Annotated in this window: 17 protein-coding genes; 6 read left to right on the top strand and 11 right to left on the bottom strand. The window is 64.5% G+C overall.

Features of this window, described 5'->3' with window-relative positions; genetic code table 11:
* The first annotated feature begins 92 nt into the window (after window positions 1-92).
* From NKF27_RS02445 to NKF27_RS02430, 4 genes are all read left to right on the top strand, one after another.
* Entirely contained in the window at window positions 93-548 is a 456-nt protein-coding gene (locus NKF27_RS02445) for a VOC family protein (RefSeq protein WP_253555209.1), read from the top strand.
* A gap of 489 nt (window positions 549-1037) precedes the next feature.
* Window positions 1038-1187, top strand: a complete 150-nt coding sequence (locus NKF27_RS02440) for a hypothetical protein (RefSeq protein WP_185696471.1) — start codon at window positions 1038-1040, stop codon at window positions 1185-1187.
* Window positions 1184-1624, top strand: a complete 441-nt coding sequence (locus NKF27_RS02435; RefSeq protein ID WP_045991323.1) for a DUF411 domain-containing protein — start codon at window positions 1184-1186, stop codon at window positions 1622-1624. Before NKF27_RS02440 ends, NKF27_RS02435 begins: the two co-directional genes overlap by 4 nt.
* A 190-nt stretch (window positions 1625-1814) precedes the next feature.
* Window positions 1815-3293 (top strand): multicopper oxidase family protein, encoded by a 1479-nt coding sequence (locus NKF27_RS02430; protein WP_253555208.1) that lies wholly within the window; start codon window positions 1815-1817, stop codon window positions 3291-3293.
* 86 nt (window positions 3294-3379) lie between these two features.
* On the opposite strand, the gene recJ is transcribed toward NKF27_RS02430, so the two are convergent.
* The 11 genes from recJ to ffh form a co-directional block, all read right to left on the bottom strand.
* Window positions 3380-5191, bottom strand: coding sequence for a single-stranded-DNA-specific exonuclease RecJ (gene recJ, locus NKF27_RS02425; RefSeq protein WP_253555207.1), 1812 nt, complete (start codon window positions 5189-5191; stop codon window positions 3380-3382).
* Window positions 5192-5322: 131 nt separating this feature from the next.
* On the bottom strand, window positions 5323-5940 hold the full coding sequence (locus tag NKF27_RS02420) for a glutathione S-transferase family protein (protein ID WP_045991326.1): 618 nt from the start codon (window positions 5938-5940) through the stop codon (window positions 5323-5325).
* A gap of 120 nt (window positions 5941-6060) precedes the next feature.
* Window positions 6061-7452 (bottom strand): threonine synthase, encoded by a 1392-nt coding sequence (thrC, locus tag NKF27_RS02415; RefSeq protein WP_045991327.1) that lies wholly within the window; start codon window positions 7450-7452, stop codon window positions 6061-6063.
* A 91-nt stretch (window positions 7453-7543) separates the two neighbouring features.
* The gene (locus tag NKF27_RS02410; RefSeq protein ID WP_045991328.1) at window positions 7544-8860 is read right to left on the bottom strand and encodes a homoserine dehydrogenase; all 1317 of its coding nucleotides are present in this window, start codon (window positions 8858-8860) and stop codon (window positions 7544-7546) included.
* A 104-nt stretch (window positions 8861-8964) separates the two neighbouring features.
* Window positions 8965-9702: a DsbC family protein gene (locus tag NKF27_RS02405; RefSeq protein ID WP_045991329.1), complete on the bottom strand. Its 738-nt coding sequence runs from the start codon at window positions 9700-9702 to the stop codon at window positions 8965-8967.
* Window positions 9703-9705: 3 nt separating this feature from the next.
* Window positions 9706-10602 (bottom strand): site-specific tyrosine recombinase XerD, encoded by an 897-nt coding sequence (gene xerD / locus NKF27_RS02400; RefSeq protein ID WP_253555206.1) that lies wholly within the window; start codon window positions 10600-10602, stop codon window positions 9706-9708.
* A gap of 154 nt (window positions 10603-10756) precedes the next feature.
* Window positions 10757-11113 (bottom strand): 50S ribosomal protein L19, encoded by a 357-nt coding sequence (rplS, locus tag NKF27_RS02395; RefSeq protein ID WP_045991330.1) that lies wholly within the window; start codon window positions 11111-11113, stop codon window positions 10757-10759.
* Between the two features lie 110 nt (window positions 11114-11223).
* Window positions 11224-12030, bottom strand: coding sequence for a tRNA (guanosine(37)-N1)-methyltransferase TrmD (gene trmD, locus NKF27_RS02390; RefSeq protein WP_253555205.1), 807 nt, complete (start codon window positions 12028-12030; stop codon window positions 11224-11226).
* A gap of 42 nt (window positions 12031-12072) precedes the next feature.
* Window positions 12073-12642, bottom strand: coding sequence for a ribosome maturation factor RimM (gene rimM, locus NKF27_RS02385; RefSeq protein WP_045991332.1), 570 nt, complete (start codon window positions 12640-12642; stop codon window positions 12073-12075).
* A 50-nt stretch (window positions 12643-12692) separates the two neighbouring features.
* Window positions 12693-12941, bottom strand: a complete 249-nt coding sequence (gene rpsP / locus NKF27_RS02380; RefSeq protein WP_045991333.1) for a 30S ribosomal protein S16 — start codon at window positions 12939-12941, stop codon at window positions 12693-12695.
* Between the two features lie 278 nt (window positions 12942-13219).
* On the bottom strand, window positions 13220-14629 hold the full coding sequence (gene ffh / locus NKF27_RS02375) for a signal recognition particle protein (protein WP_045991334.1): 1410 nt from the start codon (window positions 14627-14629) through the stop codon (window positions 13220-13222).
* A gap of 267 nt (window positions 14630-14896) precedes the next feature.
* On the opposite strand from ffh, the gene NKF27_RS02370 reads away from it, so the two are divergent.
* Both NKF27_RS02370 and NKF27_RS02365 read left to right on the top strand, forming a co-directional pair.
* Complete coding sequence (locus tag NKF27_RS02370; RefSeq protein WP_045991335.1) at window positions 14897-15697, top strand: inner membrane protein YpjD; 801 nt, start codon at window positions 14897-14899, stop codon at window positions 15695-15697.
* A 75-nt stretch (window positions 15698-15772) separates the two neighbouring features.
* A complete protein-coding gene (locus tag NKF27_RS02365) occupies window positions 15773-17068 on the top strand; it encodes an HlyC/CorC family transporter (RefSeq protein WP_045991336.1) in 1296 nt (431 codons plus the stop codon).
* Window positions 17069-17260: the final 192 nt, after the last annotated feature.

The raw sequence follows: 17260 nt of genomic DNA, 5'->3' as shown, positions 1-17260 counted from the left end.
TCGTGGTGACCCTGACGGGACTGGGATTGATCGGCCTGATTGTGTGGTGGTTCTGGCTATCCTGAAGAGACCGCCACGCCAAGGAGCGCCCCATGAGCAAGCCTTCCGTGAGTGACCTGGATTCGAGCCCCAGCCCCCGCCTCAGGTCGGTGCTGGAAACCGCCCTGTACGTGGCCGACATGGCGCGGGCACGAGCCTTCTTCGAGGAGGTGTTGGGGCTTGCCCCCTTCAACGCCGACCATCGCTTCACCGCCTACCAGGTCGGCCCTTCGGTGCTGCTGCTGTTTCTCGAGGGCGAGACCCTGGAGACGGTGGTGCTGCCGGATGACATGGGCACCATCCCGCCCCACGACGGCCGCGGCTGGGTGCATATGGCTCTGGCCATCGACCGCGAGGAGCTTGGTGCCTGGGAGACGCGCCTCGACGCCCACGGGGTCGAGATCGAGGGTCGTACCCACTGGCCCAAGGGCGGCGAGAGCCTGTACTTCCGCGACCCCGACGGGCATCTGCTGGAACTCGCCACCCCGGGCATCTGGCCAAATTATTGACGTACCCGGAACCACTCCGGTGGAAAATACGCGGCGGCTGACCATAGGAAGCCTGCTTGCGAGGTCAATCAACTCCACAAGGGCAAGTTGATGAACCCCACGGCTCGAACACTGCTTTGCAACTGCATCAAACGCCTGGCCATGGCACCGATGGTGCTCATGGTCATGCTGGTAGTGCTGACGATCCTTGCTGGACCGACTGCCGTGGCCATGGAGGACTGCGCAGGCCCCTGTATCGCACTCCACAGCGACACACCAGACCACACACACCCGGAGTGCAGCGTCTGTGCCGCCGTCTCGCCGTTGCCGACCATCCACGACACACCGCCAGCCGGCTTGATCGACATCGTCGTCCCGGCTGGCACCAGTCACATCATTGCGCCGCCGAGGCGCCCTCCTCGTTCCTGACAGCAAAAAGCGTCATGTCACCACCGCACATCACAAGGCACCTACCCCGGTGCCACGCTTCTTCTGTCAGGAGTTACACCAATGAGCACGACATGTTTCGCCTTTATGGGTTCGATGGGCTGGATCGGTTGGCTAATGCCGATCGCCTGGCTGATCCTGCTGGGTCTCGGCATCTCCGCCCTCGGCAAGTACCTTCTCACCACTCACCGCTCTCGGGAGAAACAGTCATGAGCCACCGTCACGCCTCCCTGCTTTTCCTCGCCACCAGCCTGCTGGCTGCGGCGCCCGCGATGGCGGATCTGCCCGACACTGCCACCTTGTACAAGAATCCACAGTGCGGCTGCTGTGACGAGTACGCGCGCCTGCTGGAACAACGTGGTGTCGACGTGACCATCGTCGAGACTCGAGACATCGGTAGCATCAAGCAACGCCTCGGCATTCCGTTTGGCCTCGGCGCCTGTCATACCATCGAAATGGGGGGCTACGCGGTCGAGGGGCACGTGCCCTTCGCGGCGCTGGATCGACTCTTCGAACAGCACCCCGATACAGCCGGCATCGGTCTGGCCGGCATGCCTGCCGGCACCCCAGGCATGCCAGGCCCTCGCCAGCAGGAGTGGAACGTCTACGAGTTCCGCGATGGTGAGGCCAGGCCATTCATGACGCTCTGAACGCCCTCACGGGCAAGGCCCCGGCAGCTGCCGGGGCATCACCACCAATGCCACAGCGATTCAGGGCCAGGCAACCCGGTCTTGTCGCCTTGACCTATCTGCTCTCACCTGACGAGTCAAAAGACTCGCTTGTTCGGCCACAGTCTGTCGATGTGAGCGCAACAAGATGGTTACCGTGAAGGAGAAAAGCATGCTCATGACACGCCGCTCGTTCCTGATGGGCTCCTTGCTATCGGGTGGTGCCGTGCTGGCAGCCAACGCCACAGGTCGCTTGTACTCACTGCCGCAACTCAACGAGCTTTACATCCCGGAACTGATCGATGCCCGCAGCCGTCACCAGTCGATTGCGCTGGAAGTTCAGGAGGGCTCGCGCCATTTCTTCCCTGGCCGAGAAAGCATCACCTTGGGCTACAACGGGAGCTACCTAGGTCCCACGCTTCGGGTCCACCAGGGCGACGATTCCGAGGTCACCATCACCAACACCCTGGGTGAAGACACCACCGTGCACTGGCATGGGCTGCTGGTCTCCGGCAACCTGGACGGCGGCCCTCACCAGACGATTCCCGCCGGAGCCACCTGGCGACCGGTACTACCGATACGTCAGCGGGCATGCACTCTCTGGTACCACTCACACGCTCATGGGCGCACCGCCAGACAGGTCTACGCAGGCCTGGCAGGAATGTTGATCGTCAGTGACGACCATGAAAAATCGCTGGGCCTGCCCTCGGATTACGGTGTCGATGACATTCCCCTGATACTTCAGGATAAGCAGTTCGAGCAGGGAACCCTGGTATTACCACAGGGCATGATGACGACGATGCATGGACGACGTGGCGACACTCTCTTGGTCAACGGCACTGTCAACCCAGTAGCAAAGGTTCCTCCCCGGCTGGTGCGTCTGAGGATGGTCAATGGTGCCAACGCCAGGTTTTTCGATCTGGCGTTCTCCGACGCCAGAATCTTTCACTGGATTGCCTCGGAGGGAGGTCTGCTCGAGAAGCCTGTTGCGCTGCGCTCGCTACGCCTCGTTCCAGGAGAGCGAGCCGAAATTCTCGTCGATTTCTCCAATGGTCGCCCTGCGACCCTGACTACCGGACCAGACAGTAGTCTGTCGATGATGCGCATGATGACGCCCATGTCAGGGGCTAGCGAAACGACCGTCATCGAGTTCATTCCCCAAGGCTCCGGCAGCAGTTCCCTTCAGGTACCACAGCGGCTTCACGCCCCTGAACCCCGGATTCCCTCAACGGCACTGCGCAGACGTCGCTTCGAGTTGACCATGGGCATGGAGATGGGCATGGGCATGGGAAACATGAGGAGGGACGAAACACGGATGAGCAGGGCCAGCTTCGGCATCAATGACCGTGCCTTCTCCATGGACAGAGTCGATGAGCGGGTCAACCTGGGTGATAGCGAAATATGGGAGGTGACCGGCGCAATGATGGCCCACCCCTTCCATGTACACGGCGTGCATTTCCAGGTCATCAGCCGCAACGGTTCTGCGCCGCAGACCCGTGACAAGGGCATGAAAGACACTGTGCTGGTGCACGAGCCCGTCGAACTGCTGGTCCATTTCAACCAGCCTTCGCTGGGTGCGCCCTTCATGTATCACTGCCATATCCTCGAACACGAAGATAACGGCATGATGGGACAATTCACGGTAACCTGAAGCCAGCAGCGCCGGGACCTCCGGGCAACGAAGACCGAGGCTTGCCGGGATCACGGACCCTCGTTCGACCGCTTCAGTCGCCCGGCTTATTCAACGGGCTCTGCGTGCTCCACCATCAGCTGCAGTGACTCGCGTCCGCGGAAGCGGTTGCGATTGAGCTTGTAGGCGCAGTGGAGGGTGGCGCCCACGTCGAAGTCCGGCAACTGGCCCGGGGTCAGGCAGCGAAACCAGATGGCCTTCAGGGTCAGTCCGCGACAGGACAGCTCCAGGGTCAGGTGACTGCCGTCACCCACCGGCTTGAGCCGCTCCACCAGAAAGCGCCCCTCGAACAGCGGCGCCTCGAACTCGCGGCCGAAGGGGCCAAGGCCCTCGATCTCGGCCAGGGTCTCGAGGCTTAGCTGATGCTCGCCGAGTTCACCGTCGGTGTAGAGCCTGGGCACCAGTTCCAGATCGCCGAGCTGTTCGCTGACCGCGGTGATCAGCGCCTGGCGGAAGTCGTCGAGACGTTCCTGTACCACGCCGACGCCGGCGGCGCCCCGGTGGCCGCCGAAACGCGTAAGCGCCTCGGGGGCCAGGTCGTGGGCGCGCTGCAGAGCATCGCGCAGGTGCAGCGCCTCCACCGAGCGTCCGGAGCCGGTCAGCATGCCGGCCTCGGCGGCGGGGGTCAGCACCAGGGTCGGCCGTCCGTAGGCCTGCACCAGGCGCGAGGCGACGATGCCCTGAACCCCCGGATGGCCGTTCTCCAGATAGACGATGACCACCGGCTCGTCGGCGTCCAGCGCCCGGCGGGCCAGCAGCCTGGCCTCGGCGACCATGTCGGCTTCGATGGCCTTGCGCGACTGGTTGTCGGCGTCCAGGGTCTCCAGGTGACGCCGCGCCACCCCGTCATCCCCGGCGAGCATGAAGTGAAGCGCCGCGTAGGGATCGTCGAGGCGCGAACGGGCGTTGATTCTCGGCCCCATCTGGAAGCCCAGGGTCTCGGCGTCGAAGGGCACGCTGTCGGCGCCCAGGCGCTCCGCCATTACCCGCCAGCAGGGCTCGCCCATGCGATTGATCAGCGCCAGACCGTGGCGCACCACCGCCCGGTTGATGGCGCTGCCACCCAGTGACACACAGTCGGCCACGGTGCCCAGCGCCACGTAGGACAGCCAGGGCGAGAGCTTGGGCGTGGACGGCGACAGTACCGCCTGTTCGATCAGTACCTGGCGGGTCAGCGACATCAACAGCCAGGCCACCATGCAGCCGGCGATGGTGGCGTCCGGGTAGTCGCAGTCGGCTCGGGTCGGGTTGACCGTGGCATAGGCCGAGGGCGGCGGCCCTTCCTGGGGCAGAGCGTGGTGATCGCTGACCACCACGTCGATTCCCGCCGCCTTGAGCCTGGCGATACGCGCCTCGTCGCTGCTGCCGCAGTCGGCGGTAATCACCAGGCTGGGCCGCGGCGTCAGCTTCAGGGTGCGCTCCACCAACGGCAGACTGATGCCATAGCCGTCATGAATACGGTGACCGATCAGACTGTGCAGACGTGACTCCGGCACCCCGAACAGTTCGTTCAGGGTGCGCCGGATCACCACGTGGGAGGTGATGCCGTCCACGTCGTAATCGGTGAGGATGCCGATGTGCTCGCCCTCGGCCACCGCCTGGGCGATGCGCTCGGCCGCTCTCGGCGCATCGGCCAGACGCTCGGGATGGACCAGATGACGCAGACTCGGATCGACCAGCGGGCCGAGTTCGCCCTGGTAGTCGGGCAGGCGTCCGGCCAGCAGCCGGGCCTGAAGCTCCGACAGCCCGGCCTCGAGTCCCTGCCGATACAGCCTTTCGTTGCGAGGACGCGGTTCGATACGCGGACGCGGCTCGGCATGCTCGCTCGAGCCGGCATTTGCCGGAGAAGAGTGGGACATCGGATTCTCTGGAAGGTTGAAGCGAGGGTGGCACAGGAGGGTGTCGCGAACCGAGAAGGTCGGCGCAGATGGCGTGCTGACCGCCACCTGTGCCGACGCGATACCGGCGCGTCCAACGCGGCTGGATCGACTTAACTGATCGGCAGCATCACGTGTTCGCGATAGGCGCTGCGCTGGGTCAGCTTCTCGTACCAGGCCTCGAGGTTCGGCAGGCTCGGGCGCTCGATATCCAGGGCGAACCACAGGTAGACGTAGGCCCCCAGCGGAATATCACCGATGCCGAATTCCTCGCCGGACAGCCAGGGCTGGCGAGCCAGCGCACCGTCGGCGATACGCAGGCTCTTCTCGAACCCAGCCAGGCCACGCTCGATGGCCGCATCGTCGCGGGTCTCGGGGGTGCCGCGCACCAGGTTCATGATCAGGTCCCGATAGGGGCCCGCCAGACTGCCAAGCGCCCAGTCCATCCACATGCTGCAGCGCGCCCTGGCGCCGGCAGAGTCGGTCGCGAGCCGACCGTCTCCGTGCACATCGGCCAGATAGCGGACGATGGTGTGGGATTCCCACAGCACCAGGTCGCCGTCCTCGAGACAGGGAATCAGGCCGTTGGGATTCTTGGCCAGGAATTCCGGCGTATCGAGCCCACCGAAGGGCCCTCCCAGATCGACCCGTTCGAGGTCGATCCCCAGCTCGATGGCACACCAGACGGGCTTCTTGACGTTGACCGAGTTGTTGCGTCCCCACAGCTTCATGGAAGTCTCCCTGTCGGGATGCCCGGCAGCGGGCACCCTTGGCAAAAACCGATGGATAAGAACCGATTGGCACAGAACCGAGCCGAACGCCGCAAGGCGCTCGGCCCCATCCCGAAGGCTTCAGCGACGACGATGTTCGGCGACGAAGGCCTGTACCGCTTCGAGTCTAGCCGGCAGCACCTCGTAGCGTTCCTCGCGCTCGAGCAGATCGTCCATATGTGGCGGTAGCGGCACACCCGGGAAGCCGGCCTTGACCACCGCCTCGGCAAACTTGGCCGGGTGGGCGGTGGCCAGGGTGATCATCGGCGTGCTGGCGTCCCTGCGCTCGCGCTCGGCGGCACGATAGCCGGTAGCGGTGTGGGGATCGAGGATCTCCTGGGTGCGGTGGTGGGCCTCGCGGATCACCTCGAGGATGGTGTCGTCATCCACGCTGTGGCTCGAGAACACCTCGCGCAGCCGGCCCAGCGGGGCTTCGGCCAGCACCGTCGGCTCGTTCTGGAAGCGCCCGAGCAGCTCGTCCACGGCGCCGCCGTCGCGGTCGTAGGCTTCGAACAGCAGACGTTCGAAGTTGGACGACACCACGATGTCCATGGACGGCGCCAGGGTGGCCAGCAGCTCCTGCTTGGAGAAGTCGTTGTCGGCCAGGGTACGGTGAAGGATGTCGTTGGCGTTGGTGGCGACGATGAACTGCTTCACCGGCAGCCCCATGCGGTAGGCCACGTAGCCGGCGAAGACGTTGCCGAAGTTGGCCGAGGGCACGCAGAAGCTGACCTGACGCTGGGGCGCGCCCACCGCCACGGCGGAGGCTACGTAGTAGACCACCTGGGCCATGATCCGCGCCCAGTTGATCGAATTCACCGCCACCAGCCGAGCCCCGTCAAGGAAGCTCTGGTCGGCGAAGCTGGCCTTGACCATGGCCTGGGCGTCGTCGAAGTTGCCTTCGATGGCGACGTTGAAGACGTTGTCGGCCAGCACCGTGGTCATCTGCCGGCGCTGCACCTCGGACACCCGGTTGTGGGGGTGCAGGATAAAGATGTCGAGGTTGTCACAGTGACGACAGCCCTCGATCGCCGCCGAGCCGGTGTCGCCGGAGGTGGCGCCCATGATCACCGCGCGCTCGCCACGCTTCTTGAGGAAGTGATCGAGGATACGTCCGAGCAGCTGCAGGGCCACGTCCTTGAACGCCAGGGTCGGACCGTGGAACAGCTCGAGCAGGAAGTGGTTGGCGTCGAGCTGATTGAGCGGCACCACGGCGTCGTGGCTGAAGGTCGCGTAGGCGTCCTTGACCAGGCCACGGAAGGTGTCGTCGTCGATCTCGCCACCGACGAAGGGCTTCATCACCCGAAAGGCGATCTCGGCGTAGGACAGTCCGGCCATGTCGGCCAGGTCGTCGGCGCTCAGGTGAGGGAAGTCCTCGGGAACGTAGAGGCCACCGTCGGCGGCCATGCCGGTAAGGACGACTTCTTCGAAGGACAGCGCGGGCGCCTGCCCGCGGGTGCTGATATAGCGCATCTTGTGATTCCTTGCCGCCGCCCGGGGCGCGGCCTGAGATTCCAGCGAAGCGCCCGCGAAAGCGAGCCTGGGCCCGCTCCCGCAGGCATCATCAGTCCTGCTCGTCGAGGCTCTCGACGCGAATGCGGGTCACCGAGCCGGCGATGTCGGCCAGGGACTCGATGCGGCGAATGGCCTCGTTCATGTGCTTCTCGAGGGTACGGTGGGTCAGCAGGATGATCGGCACCAGTTCGCCCTCGGTGGCCTCCTTCTGGATCAGCGCCTCGATGGAGATACCCTCCTCGGAGAGGATGGTCGCCACCCGCGCCAGCACGCCGGGGCGGTCCACCGCCAGCAGGCGCAGGTAGTAGGCCGTGGTGATATCTTCCATGGGCATGATCGGCAGCTCGTCACAGTCATCGGTGACGCCGCAGAAGGCCAGATAAGGCGTGCGATAGCGATGCTCGGTGGAGATGTCGCGGGCCACGTCGAGCAGGTCGGCGACCACCGCCGAGGCGGTGGGCTCGTCGCCGGCGCCGGCACCGTAGTAGAGGGTCGGACCGACGGCGTCACCCATCACCGCGATGGCGTTCTTGACCCCGTGGACGCTGGCCAGGAGCCGCTCCTTGGGAATCAGCGTCGGATGGACGCGCAGTTCGAGGCCGTCACCGGTGCGCTTGGAGATGCCCAGGTGCTTGATGATGTAGCCCAGGTTATCCGCCTGCTCGACGTCCTCGGCGGTGACCCGTGAGATACCCTCGGTGTAGGCCTTCTCGAACTGCAGCGGCACACCGTAGGCGATGGACGCCAGGATGGTCAGCTTGTGGGCGGCGTCGATGCCTTCCACGTCGAAGGTCGGATCGGCCTCGGCGTAGCCCAGCGCCTGGGCCTCGGCGAGCACGTCCTCGAACGCCCGGCCCTCGTCGCGCATATGGGTCAGGATGTAGTTGCCGGTACCGTTGATGATACCCGCCACCCAGCTGATGCGGTTGGCACCCAGGCCCTCGCGCAGCGACTTGATTACCGGGATACCGCCGGCCACGGCGGCCTCGAAGGCCACGATCACGCCCTTTTCATGGGCCGCCTTGAAGATCTCGTTGCCGTGCACCGCGATCAGCGCCTTGTTGGCGGTGACCACGTGCTTGCCATTCTCGATGGCCATCATCACCAGCTCGCGGGCCACGTCGTAGCCGCCGATCAGCTCCACCACCACGTCGATATCGGGGTTGGTCGCCACCTCGAAGACGTCCTTGGTGGTACGAATACCGGTAAGGTCACAGGCGGGATTGATGCTGCGATGGGCGACCTGCTCGATCACCAGCGGGCGACCGGCACGCCGAGCGATCTCGTCGGCGTTGCGCGTCAGTACATTGAAGGTGCCGCCACCGACGGTACCCAGCCCACAGATTCCCACTCTCACCGGTTTCAATGTCATTCTCCCTTCTCGACCGTCGCCGCAAGCGACGGCTGTGTCAGCGATTTGGCGAGGCCCGAGTCTGGCTCGAGCCTTCTCGATTGTGTTGTCAGACGGGCTCAGCCGTCGATGCCGAGGCGTTCGGCCAGCCGTTCGGCGGGCACATAGCCCGGGACCATGGTGCCGTCGGGCAGGATGATCGCCGGCGTGCCCTGCACGCCCAGCTCCAGCCCCAGATGATACTGCCGCTCCACCGGATTGTCGCAGCTTGTGGCGCCGCTCGGAACCTCTCCACTCTTGGCGGCGGTCATCGCCTCGCTGGTATTGTCGGCGCACCACACCTGTTCGAGCTGGCGGGCGCCTTCGCTCTGCATGCCGCCACGCGGGAAGGCCAGGTAGTTGACCTGGATGCCCAGCTCGTTGAGGCGCGGCACTTCCTCGTGCAGCTTGCGGCAGTAAGGACAGGTGGTATCGGTGAAGACGTGGATGGTGGCCTTGGGCTCATCGACCCCGCGATAGACGATCTGCTCGGACTCGTCGATGGCCGCCACGCGGCTGGCGCGGCTGGCGTTGCGGCTCTGCTCGGACAGGTTGACCAGGCCGTCCTCGGCGTTCTGGTACAGATCCCCCACCAGGAAGTGGCTGCCGCTCTCGTTGGTGTAAAAGGACTCCCCGGTCTCCAGACGCACCTCGTAGATGCCGTCCATGGGGGTATCCAGCACCTGACTCACCGGCATCTTCTGGCCGTTCACCTCAAGCTCGTTGAGCGCGGCGGGAGGGGCCGCCAGCGCACCGCTGGTCCACAGGGCAGCGGTGAGCAGAGCGGGCAGGGAAAGCACGAACAGAGGGCGTTTCATGGGTCAGCCTCGAGGATGATGGTCGGCGTGCAGGGCTTCGAGTCGCGCCTGCGCCACATGGGTGTAGATCTGGGTCGTCGACAGGTCCGAGTGCCCCAGCAGCATCTGTACGACACGCAGATTGGCCCCATGATTCAACAGATGGGTGGCAAAGGCGTGCCTCAGGGTGTGTGGCGACAGCGGACGATCGATGCCTGCCACACTGGCGTAGTGCTTGATTCGGTGCCAGAAGGTCTGGCGGGTCATGGCGCCGTCGCCCCGTCCGGGGAACAGCGCCGGACGCTGGATATCGCTCATCAGCTCGCTACGCCCCTGGCGCAGGTAGCGCTCGAGCCAGTGGCCGGCTTCCTCGCCCAGCGGCACCAGGCGGTCCTTCTGCCCCTTGCCGCGCACCCGCACCACGCCCTGACGCAGATTGACCGCATCGGTGGTCAGACCGACCAGTTCGCTGACGCGAAGCCCTGCGCCATAGAGCACCTCGAGCATGGCGCGATCGCGCAGTCCCAGGGCGGTGGACAGGTCCGGCGCATTCAGCAGGCGCTCGACCTCGTCCTCGTCCAGGGTGTCCGGCAACGATGGCCGCACCCGCGGCAGGCGCACCCGGGCCAGCGGATCCGCTTCGATCATCCCTTCGGCCAGGGCCCAGCGGTAGAAGCGCCTGAGGCTCGACAGCAGCCGGGCGTTGCTGGTGAGCTTGTAGCCCTGCTCGCGACGCGAGTCCAGCCAGTCCGGCAAGGTCCGCTCACCCGGCGTGAGCAACGCACACGACTGACCAGCAAGCCAGTTGGCCCAGGCCTCCAGATCGTGGCGATAGGCGCTCAGGGTATGGTCGCTGACGCCCTGCTCGAGCCATAGCTGGTCGAGGAAGCGGTCGATTGTCTGACGATCGCCGGCGCTCAAGCAACACCTCCTGGGCTGTGGGGCTGGCCATCGAGGGCACTGGTGAAGCACGAGAAGGCCCCCAATGCACCGACACCCCGCCCCACGAAGGTGGTGACGGGGTGTCGGGCGAGGGAGGCAGGGCCTCCCTCGGACTGGCAGACGCTTACGCGTCTTAGGCCAGCTTTTCCTTGATGCGTGCAGACTTGCCGCTACGCTCACGGAGGTAGTACAGCTTGGCCTGGCGCACGTCACCGCGACGCTTGACGCTGATGGAGTCGACCAGCGGGCTGTAGGTCTGGAAGGTACGCTCGACGCCGACGCCGTGGGAGATCTTGCGCACGGTGAAAGCGGAGTTCAGACCGCGGTTACGCTTGCCGATGACCACGCCTTCGAAGGCCTGGAGACGCTCGCGGTTGCCTTCCTTGACCTTGACCTGAACGACGATGGTGTCGCCCGGTGCAAAGTCCGGCACCTGCTTGCTCATCTGCTCGGCTTCGAGCGCCTGGATCACCTTGTTCTTGCTGCTCATTTGACTCACTCCTGAAATCGTTGTGATCCATCGATCGGTCGTGGGTGCCGATGGATCGTGATCCCGGCCCTCGAAGCTCGAGCGCGCGGGTCGTTGATGACGCAGGTCCGTCAGCGGCGACTGGCCGCCTCGTCGGAATCCCGACGATCGTCCTGCACCTCCGCCTTGTCGGCGTGTTCGTCGATGAACTCGTTCAACAGCCGCTTCTGCTCCTTCGACAGCTGCCTGCCCTCGAGCAGGTCGGGCCGCCGCTGCCAGGTACGCCCCAGGGACTGTTTCATCCGCCACTGACGGATCTGTCCGTGGTGACCGCTGAGCAGTACGTCCGGCACCTTGCGACCGTCGATTTCCTCCGGGCGCGTATAGTGCGGACAGTCCAGCAGACCGTCGTTGAAGGAGTCCTCGACCGCGGAATCCTGATGCCCCAGTACACCGGGCACCAGCCTTGCCGCCGTATCGATCAGCACCATGGCGGGCAGCTCTCCCCCGCTCAGGACATAGTCGCCGATCGACCACTCCTCATCGATATCCGCTTCGACCACGCGTTCATCGATGCCTTCGTAACGCCCCGCCACCACCACCAGGGGCGGTCCGGACGCCAGTTCCCGCGCGCCCTGCTGATCCAGCCTGCGCCCCTGGGGCGACAGGTAGATCACCTTGGGACGCTCGCCGGTGGCCGCCAGGGCTCGGCTGCGGGCGTCGTGGATGGCACTTCTCAGGGTGTCGACCTTCATCAGCATGCCGGGACCACCGCCATAGGGGCGATCATCCACGGTGCGATGGCGGTCGGTGGCGTAGTCCCGGGGGTTCCAGAACTCCAGCGTCACCTGGCCCTTGTCGACGGCCCTGCCGGTCACGCCGTGGCGAGTAATCGCCTCGAACATTTCCGGAAACAGTGACACCACCCCTATCCACACGTTATCGATCTCCTGTCGACGCGGTTTTCGAACGCACTGCGCTCAAAACTCCGGGTCCCAGTCGACCAGCATCTCTCCTGCCTCGAGATCGACGCGCTTGACCACGTCATCGGGCAGGTAGGGAAGCAGACGTTCGCGATCGTCCGGGGCGTCGCCGCCCTTCACGACCATGACGTCGTTGGCACCGGTCTCGAACAGGTAGGCCAGGCGTCCCAGAGACACCCCTTCCAGCGTGACGACCCTGAGGCCTTCCAGCTGGTGCCAGTAGTACTCTTCACTGTCGAGTTCGGGCAGGTCTTGCTTGGCCAGCAGGATGTCCGCTCCGGCCAGACTCTCGGCGCGGTCACGGTCATCGACACCGTCCAGTTGGGCGACCAGGCCCTGTCCCTGCTTGCGCCCCTGCTTGAGGCGGTGGCGCGAAATCTGTCCGTCGTGACGGACCACCCATTCGGCATAGTCGAGAATGCCTTCCATGGGTGAGGTGTAGGAATACACCTTCAGCCAGCCCTTGATGCCGTAAGGACTGGTCAGCTTGCCCAGCACGACGTAATCGTCGCTGTGGCGATCGTCTTGCGCTTGGCGCTGCGCGCTAGGGCGTTGTGGCGATGCCATCTGGGTCAAACCTCTTTCACACCGGGACATTCACAGGCAAGGCTTGCGCCTCAGGCCTGCTTGCGAGCTTCCTTGACCAGCTCGGCGACGCGGTCAGACAGCTGCGCGCCGTGGGACTGCCAGTGGGCGATGCGGTCGAGGTCGATGCGCAGACGCTCTTCCTGGCCACGGGCCACCGGGTTGAAGAAGCCCAGACGCTCGATGAAGCGGCCGTCGCGGGCGTTGCGGGAATCGGTCACGGCGAGGTGGTAGAAGGGACGCTTCTTGGCGCCACCACGTGCCAGACGAATGGTAACCATACGTTGACTGTCCTTCGGTTGGGATTTCAGATAACGGCGACGGCCAGGCCAGCCACCGGTGTTTCGCTCACGACGAGGGCCGCGCCAGGCGCGGTCCTCGAGTGAAGAGGCAGTATTCTACGGAAAACCACCCCCCAAGGGAACCTTTTTTGCCGCTCATCCCTTGACGAGCGGCGCACCAGCGGTGCCAGGGCCGGGAGTGGCGGGCCCAGCGCATTGCGTCTTCAACACGCTTGGGCGCTTGGCATGAAAAACAGCACCAGCGCAAGAAAACTGACTCAGCGCCAGGGCATGCCGCCGGGGCCACCCATGCCGCCCATTCCACCGGGACCGCCAGGACCACCTCCGCCCATCATGCCGGACATGCCCCTCATCATCTTCTGCATGCCGCCTTTCTTGCCGGCCTTCTTCATCATCTTCTGCATCTGCTTGTGCTGCTTGAGCAGACGATTGAGGTCCGGCACCTGCAGGCCGGCACCGGCGGCAATACGGCGCTTGCGCGAGCCGTTGATGATGTCCGGATTACGGCGCTCCTTCGGCGTCATCGAGTTGATCAGCGCCTCGAGCTTGCCAAGCTCCTTTTCGGGCCCAGGTCCCTGGGCCATCTCGGCCATCTGCCCCATGCCCGGCAGCTTGCCCATCAGGCCGCTCATGCCGCCCATCTTCTTGAGCTGCTGGAGCTGTTCGCGGAAGTCCTCGAGATCGAAGCCCTGGCCTTTCTTGACCTTCTTGGCGAGCTGTTCGGCCTTGCCCTTGTCGACGGTACGCTCGGCTTCCTCGATCAGCGACAGCACGTCGCCCATGCCGAGGATGCGCGAGGCCACACGATCCGGATGGAAGGGCTCGAGGGCATCGACCTTCTCGCCGACACCCATGAACTTGATCGGACGACCGGTGACGTGACGCACCGACAGGGCGGCACCGCCACGGGCATCACCGTCGGCCTTGGTCAGCACTACCCCGGTCAGCGGCAGGGCATCGGCGAAGGCGCGGGCGGTGTTGGCCGCATCCTGGCCGGTCATGGAGTCGACCACAAACAGCGTTTCGGAGGGCTCGATGGCCTGATGCAGCCCCTGGATCTCCTGCATCATCGCTTCGTCGATGGCCAGGCGACCCGCGGTATCGACCAGTACCACGTCATGGAACTGGATCTTGGCGTGTTTCAGCGCCGCCGTGGCGATGTCCACCGGGGCCTGATCCGAGCGCGACGGGAAGAAGTCGACCTCGACCTCCTTGGCCAGGGTCTCGAGCTGGTCGATGGCGGCGGGGCGGTAGACGTCGGTGGAAACCACCAGCACCTTCTTCTTTTCGCGCTCGCGCAGGTACTTGCCCAGCTTGGCCACCGAGGTGGTCTTGCCCGCACCCTGCAGGCCGGCCATCAGCACCACGGAGGGCGTGCCCTTGAGCGACAGCCCTTCGTTGGCCTCGCCCATGGTGACTTCCAGCTCCTGCTGGACAATCTTGATGAACTGCTGGCCCGGCGACAGGCTGCGGGAAACCTCCTGGCCCACGGCACGTTCGCGCACTCGCTCGATGAACGCCTTGACCACCGGCAGGGCAACGTCCGCCTCGAGCAGCGCCTTGCGCACCTCGCGCAGGGTGTCCTTGATGTTGTCGTCGGTCAGGCGTGCCTGACCCTTGATCGACTTCAGCGTCTGGGACAGACGCTCGCTCAGGTTCTGAAACATGGGCCTCTCCAAATGCGATGGCCTCAAGGCGCCCTTGTCGAGACGCCCCTTGAGACGGCCGCCGGTGCGCGGCCTTGACGATGGCGCAAATTATACGCCTTGTGGCGCGGACTCTCCATGCAGTTGCCGGCAAGACAGCCGAAGAAGGCCGCCCGCTGGCTGTCAGCCGAGGCGCTATCCGGTATAGTCGGTGTCGAGGGGAAGGCATTCCCCGGACCCAGGATCCCTATCTTCAAAGGCGCCGGCAAGGCGCACGGACAGCACAGCATGCAGGCGTTACCTCTGGCTCTACTGGCCTTTGTCTTCTATCTGGCGGCTGCCTCCTGGCAAGGGCTGACCCTGATTCGCCGGGTACCTCCGCGCGATCTACTGGTGCGCGGCTTCGGCACCCTGGCGGCGGCTCTCCACCTGGTCGTCGCCGGCGGCCTGCTTGCCCTCGAGGGCTCGATGCTGCCAGGACTGTCCACCAGCGCGGTGCTGGTCACCGCCCTGGCGGTGGTGGTGCTGCTGGGCGCCAGCCTGTTCAAACCGGTGCTCAATATCGCCGCCGTGCTGTTCCCCTTTGCCGGCGTGGTGCTGCTGCTCGGTACCGAACTACCGACCCCTACCAGCGCAAACGGCATGACCCCCGGCATCGCCTTCCACGCCGTCAGCTCCGCCCTGGCCTTCGCGGTGCTGGCCATCGCCTCGCTGCAGGCGATACTGGTAGGTGTCCAGAACAAGGCCCTCAAGCATCACCGGATACGCGGCGTGGTACAGGCACTGCCGCCGCTGACCACCATGGAGCGGGTACTGTTCGAGATGATCTGGGTGGGCATGGCCCTGCTTACGCTGGCCATCGCCAGCGGGTTCGTGTTCCTCGACAACATGTTCGCCCAGCACCTGGTCCACAAGACGGTGCTGTCGCTGCTCGCCTGGCTGGTGTTCGCGGTACTGCTGCTGTGCCACTACCGCCTTGGGTGGCGAGGCATGCGGGCGGTGCGCTGGACCCTGGGAGGCTATATCGCACTGCTTTTGGCCTACTTTGGTAGCAAGTTTGTCCTTGAGGTGCTGTTAGCGCACAGCTAGACAGGAGGTCTCCTTGACACTCCCGGCCCGACCCCCTACAACTCGACCCCTACCCGCGACCAAGGATTTCACGTCTTGAACGACGACTTTCCGGTGGGCCTGCTGTTCGGCCTGCTCTTTCTGCTGATTGCCCTATCGGGCTTCTTCTCCAGTTCCGAGACCGGCATGATGTCGATCAACCGCTATCGGTTGAGCCACCAGGCCAACAGCGGACAGCGCAACGCCAAGCGCGTGATGCGCTTGCTCGCGCGTCCCGACCGGCTGATCGGCGTCATCCTGATCGGCAACAACTTCGTCAACAACCTGGCGGCCTCCATCGCCACCATCATCGCCATCCACTTCTTTGGCGATGTCAGCGGACCCGCCATCTCCACGGCGATCCTGACCATCGTGGTGTTGATCTTTGCCGAGGTCACCCCCAAGACCTTTGCTGCGGTGAAGCCGGAGCGCATCGCCTACCCCGCCTCGATGATCCTGGAGCCGCTGCTCAAGCTGCTGTATCCGCTGGTGTGGGTGGTCAACGTGATCTCCAACGGCCTGCTCAGGCTGCTTGGCGTCAAGAATATCGACGGTAATGGTGACAACCTCACCCGCGACGAGTTGCGCACCGTGGTCCACGAGGCCGGCACCCTGATTCCCCATCGCCACCAGGCCATGCTGCTGTCGATTCTGGATCTCGAGAATGTCACCGTGAACGACATCATGGTGCCGCGCCATGAGGTGGTCGGCATCGATCTCGACGACAGTCTCGAGGATATCCTGACCCAGATCCGCACCAGCCAGCACACCCGGCTGCCGGTATTCAAGGGCGACATCAACAGCATCATCGGCATGCTGCACCTGCGCAATGCCGCCCGCTTCCTGTCCAGAGGCGAGGTGACCAAGGCGGCCATCGTGCAGGAAGCGCGGGAGCCCTACTTCATTCCCGAATCGACGCCGCTGCACACCCAGCTGTTGAACTTTCAGAAGCAGAAGCGCCGGATTGGTATCGTGGTGGACGAGTACGGCGACGTGGAGGGTCTGGTGACCCTGGAGGACATCCTCGAGGAGATCGTCGGTGAATTCACCACCGACGTGGCCGGCCAGGAACAGGACATGCTGCCCCAGAGCGACGGCAGCCACGTGATCGACGGCACCGCCAATATCCGTGATATCAACAAGTCGCTGGGCTGGCACTTGCCCACCGACGGCCCCAAGACGCTGAACGGGGTGATACTGGAACACCTCGAGTCCTTCCCCGACGGCCCGGCCTGCCTGCAGATCGGCAACATCCGCATGGAAATCCTCGAGATGCGCGACAACCTGATCACCTCAGTCAGCTGCTGGCCTGGCACTCGCCGCGTCCTGGCAGAATCCGACGCGGGCGACTGACCACCGCAAGGACCAGAGGGACGGCAGTCGCGACGCGACATGCAGGGAAGGAACCGGCGGGCAAGCCACCAGCAGGCAGAGTACTTGCCAGCAAAGTACTGACAAGCAAAGCACTGACAAGCAAGGTATTTACGAGAAAGGGACGGCCGAGACCGTCCCTTTCTGCGTTATCACTTCCCTAACCCGACCTTC

The organism is Halomonas sp. DN3 (assembly GCF_024137905.1).
Lineage (GTDB): Bacteria > Pseudomonadota > Gammaproteobacteria > Pseudomonadales > Halomonadaceae > Halomonas > Halomonas litopenaei.
The sequence above is the reverse complement of the archived record's forward strand: the minus strand, read 5'-3'. Positions and strand labels throughout refer to the sequence as shown.

Bases quoted from the DNA above. Each gene is read 5' to 3' on its own strand.
- NKF27_RS02445 (WP_253555209.1), top strand. From the start codon at position 93: ATGAGCAAGCCTTCCGTGAGTGACCTGGATTCGAGCCCCAGCCCCCGC.
- NKF27_RS02440 (WP_185696471.1), top strand. From the start codon at position 1,038: ATGAGCACGACATGTTTCGCCTTTATGGGTTCGATGGGCTGGATCGGT.
- NKF27_RS02435 (WP_045991323.1), top strand. From the start codon at position 1,184: ATGAGCCACCGTCACGCCTCCCTGCTTTTCCTCGCCACCAGCCTGCTG.
- NKF27_RS02430 (WP_253555208.1), top strand. From the start codon at position 1,815: ATGCTCATGACACGCCGCTCGTTCCTGATGGGCTCCTTGCTATCGGGT.
- recJ (WP_253555207.1), bottom strand. From the start codon at position 5,191: ATGTCCCACTCTTCTCCGGCAAATGCCGGCTCGAGCGAGCATGCCGAG.
- NKF27_RS02420 (WP_045991326.1), bottom strand. From the start codon at position 5,940: ATGAAGCTGTGGGGACGCAACAACTCGGTCAACGTCAAGAAGCCCGTC.
- thrC (WP_045991327.1), bottom strand. From the start codon at position 7,452: ATGCGCTATATCAGCACCCGCGGGCAGGCGCCCGCGCTGTCCTTCGAA.
- NKF27_RS02405 (WP_045991329.1), bottom strand. From the start codon at position 9,702: ATGAAACGCCCTCTGTTCGTGCTTTCCCTGCCCGCTCTGCTCACCGCT.
- rplS (WP_045991330.1), bottom strand. From the start codon at position 11,113: ATGAGCAGCAAGAACAAGGTGATCCAGGCGCTCGAAGCCGAGCAGATG.
- rimM (WP_045991332.1), bottom strand. From the start codon at position 12,642: ATGGCATCGCCACAACGCCCTAGCGCGCAGCGCCAAGCGCAAGACGAT.
- rpsP (WP_045991333.1), bottom strand. From the start codon at position 12,941: ATGGTTACCATTCGTCTGGCACGTGGTGGCGCCAAGAAGCGTCCCTTC.
- ffh (WP_045991334.1), bottom strand. From the start codon at position 14,629: ATGTTTCAGAACCTGAGCGAGCGTCTGTCCCAGACGCTGAAGTCGATC.
- NKF27_RS02370 (WP_045991335.1), top strand. From the start codon at position 14,897: ATGCAGGCGTTACCTCTGGCTCTACTGGCCTTTGTCTTCTATCTGGCG.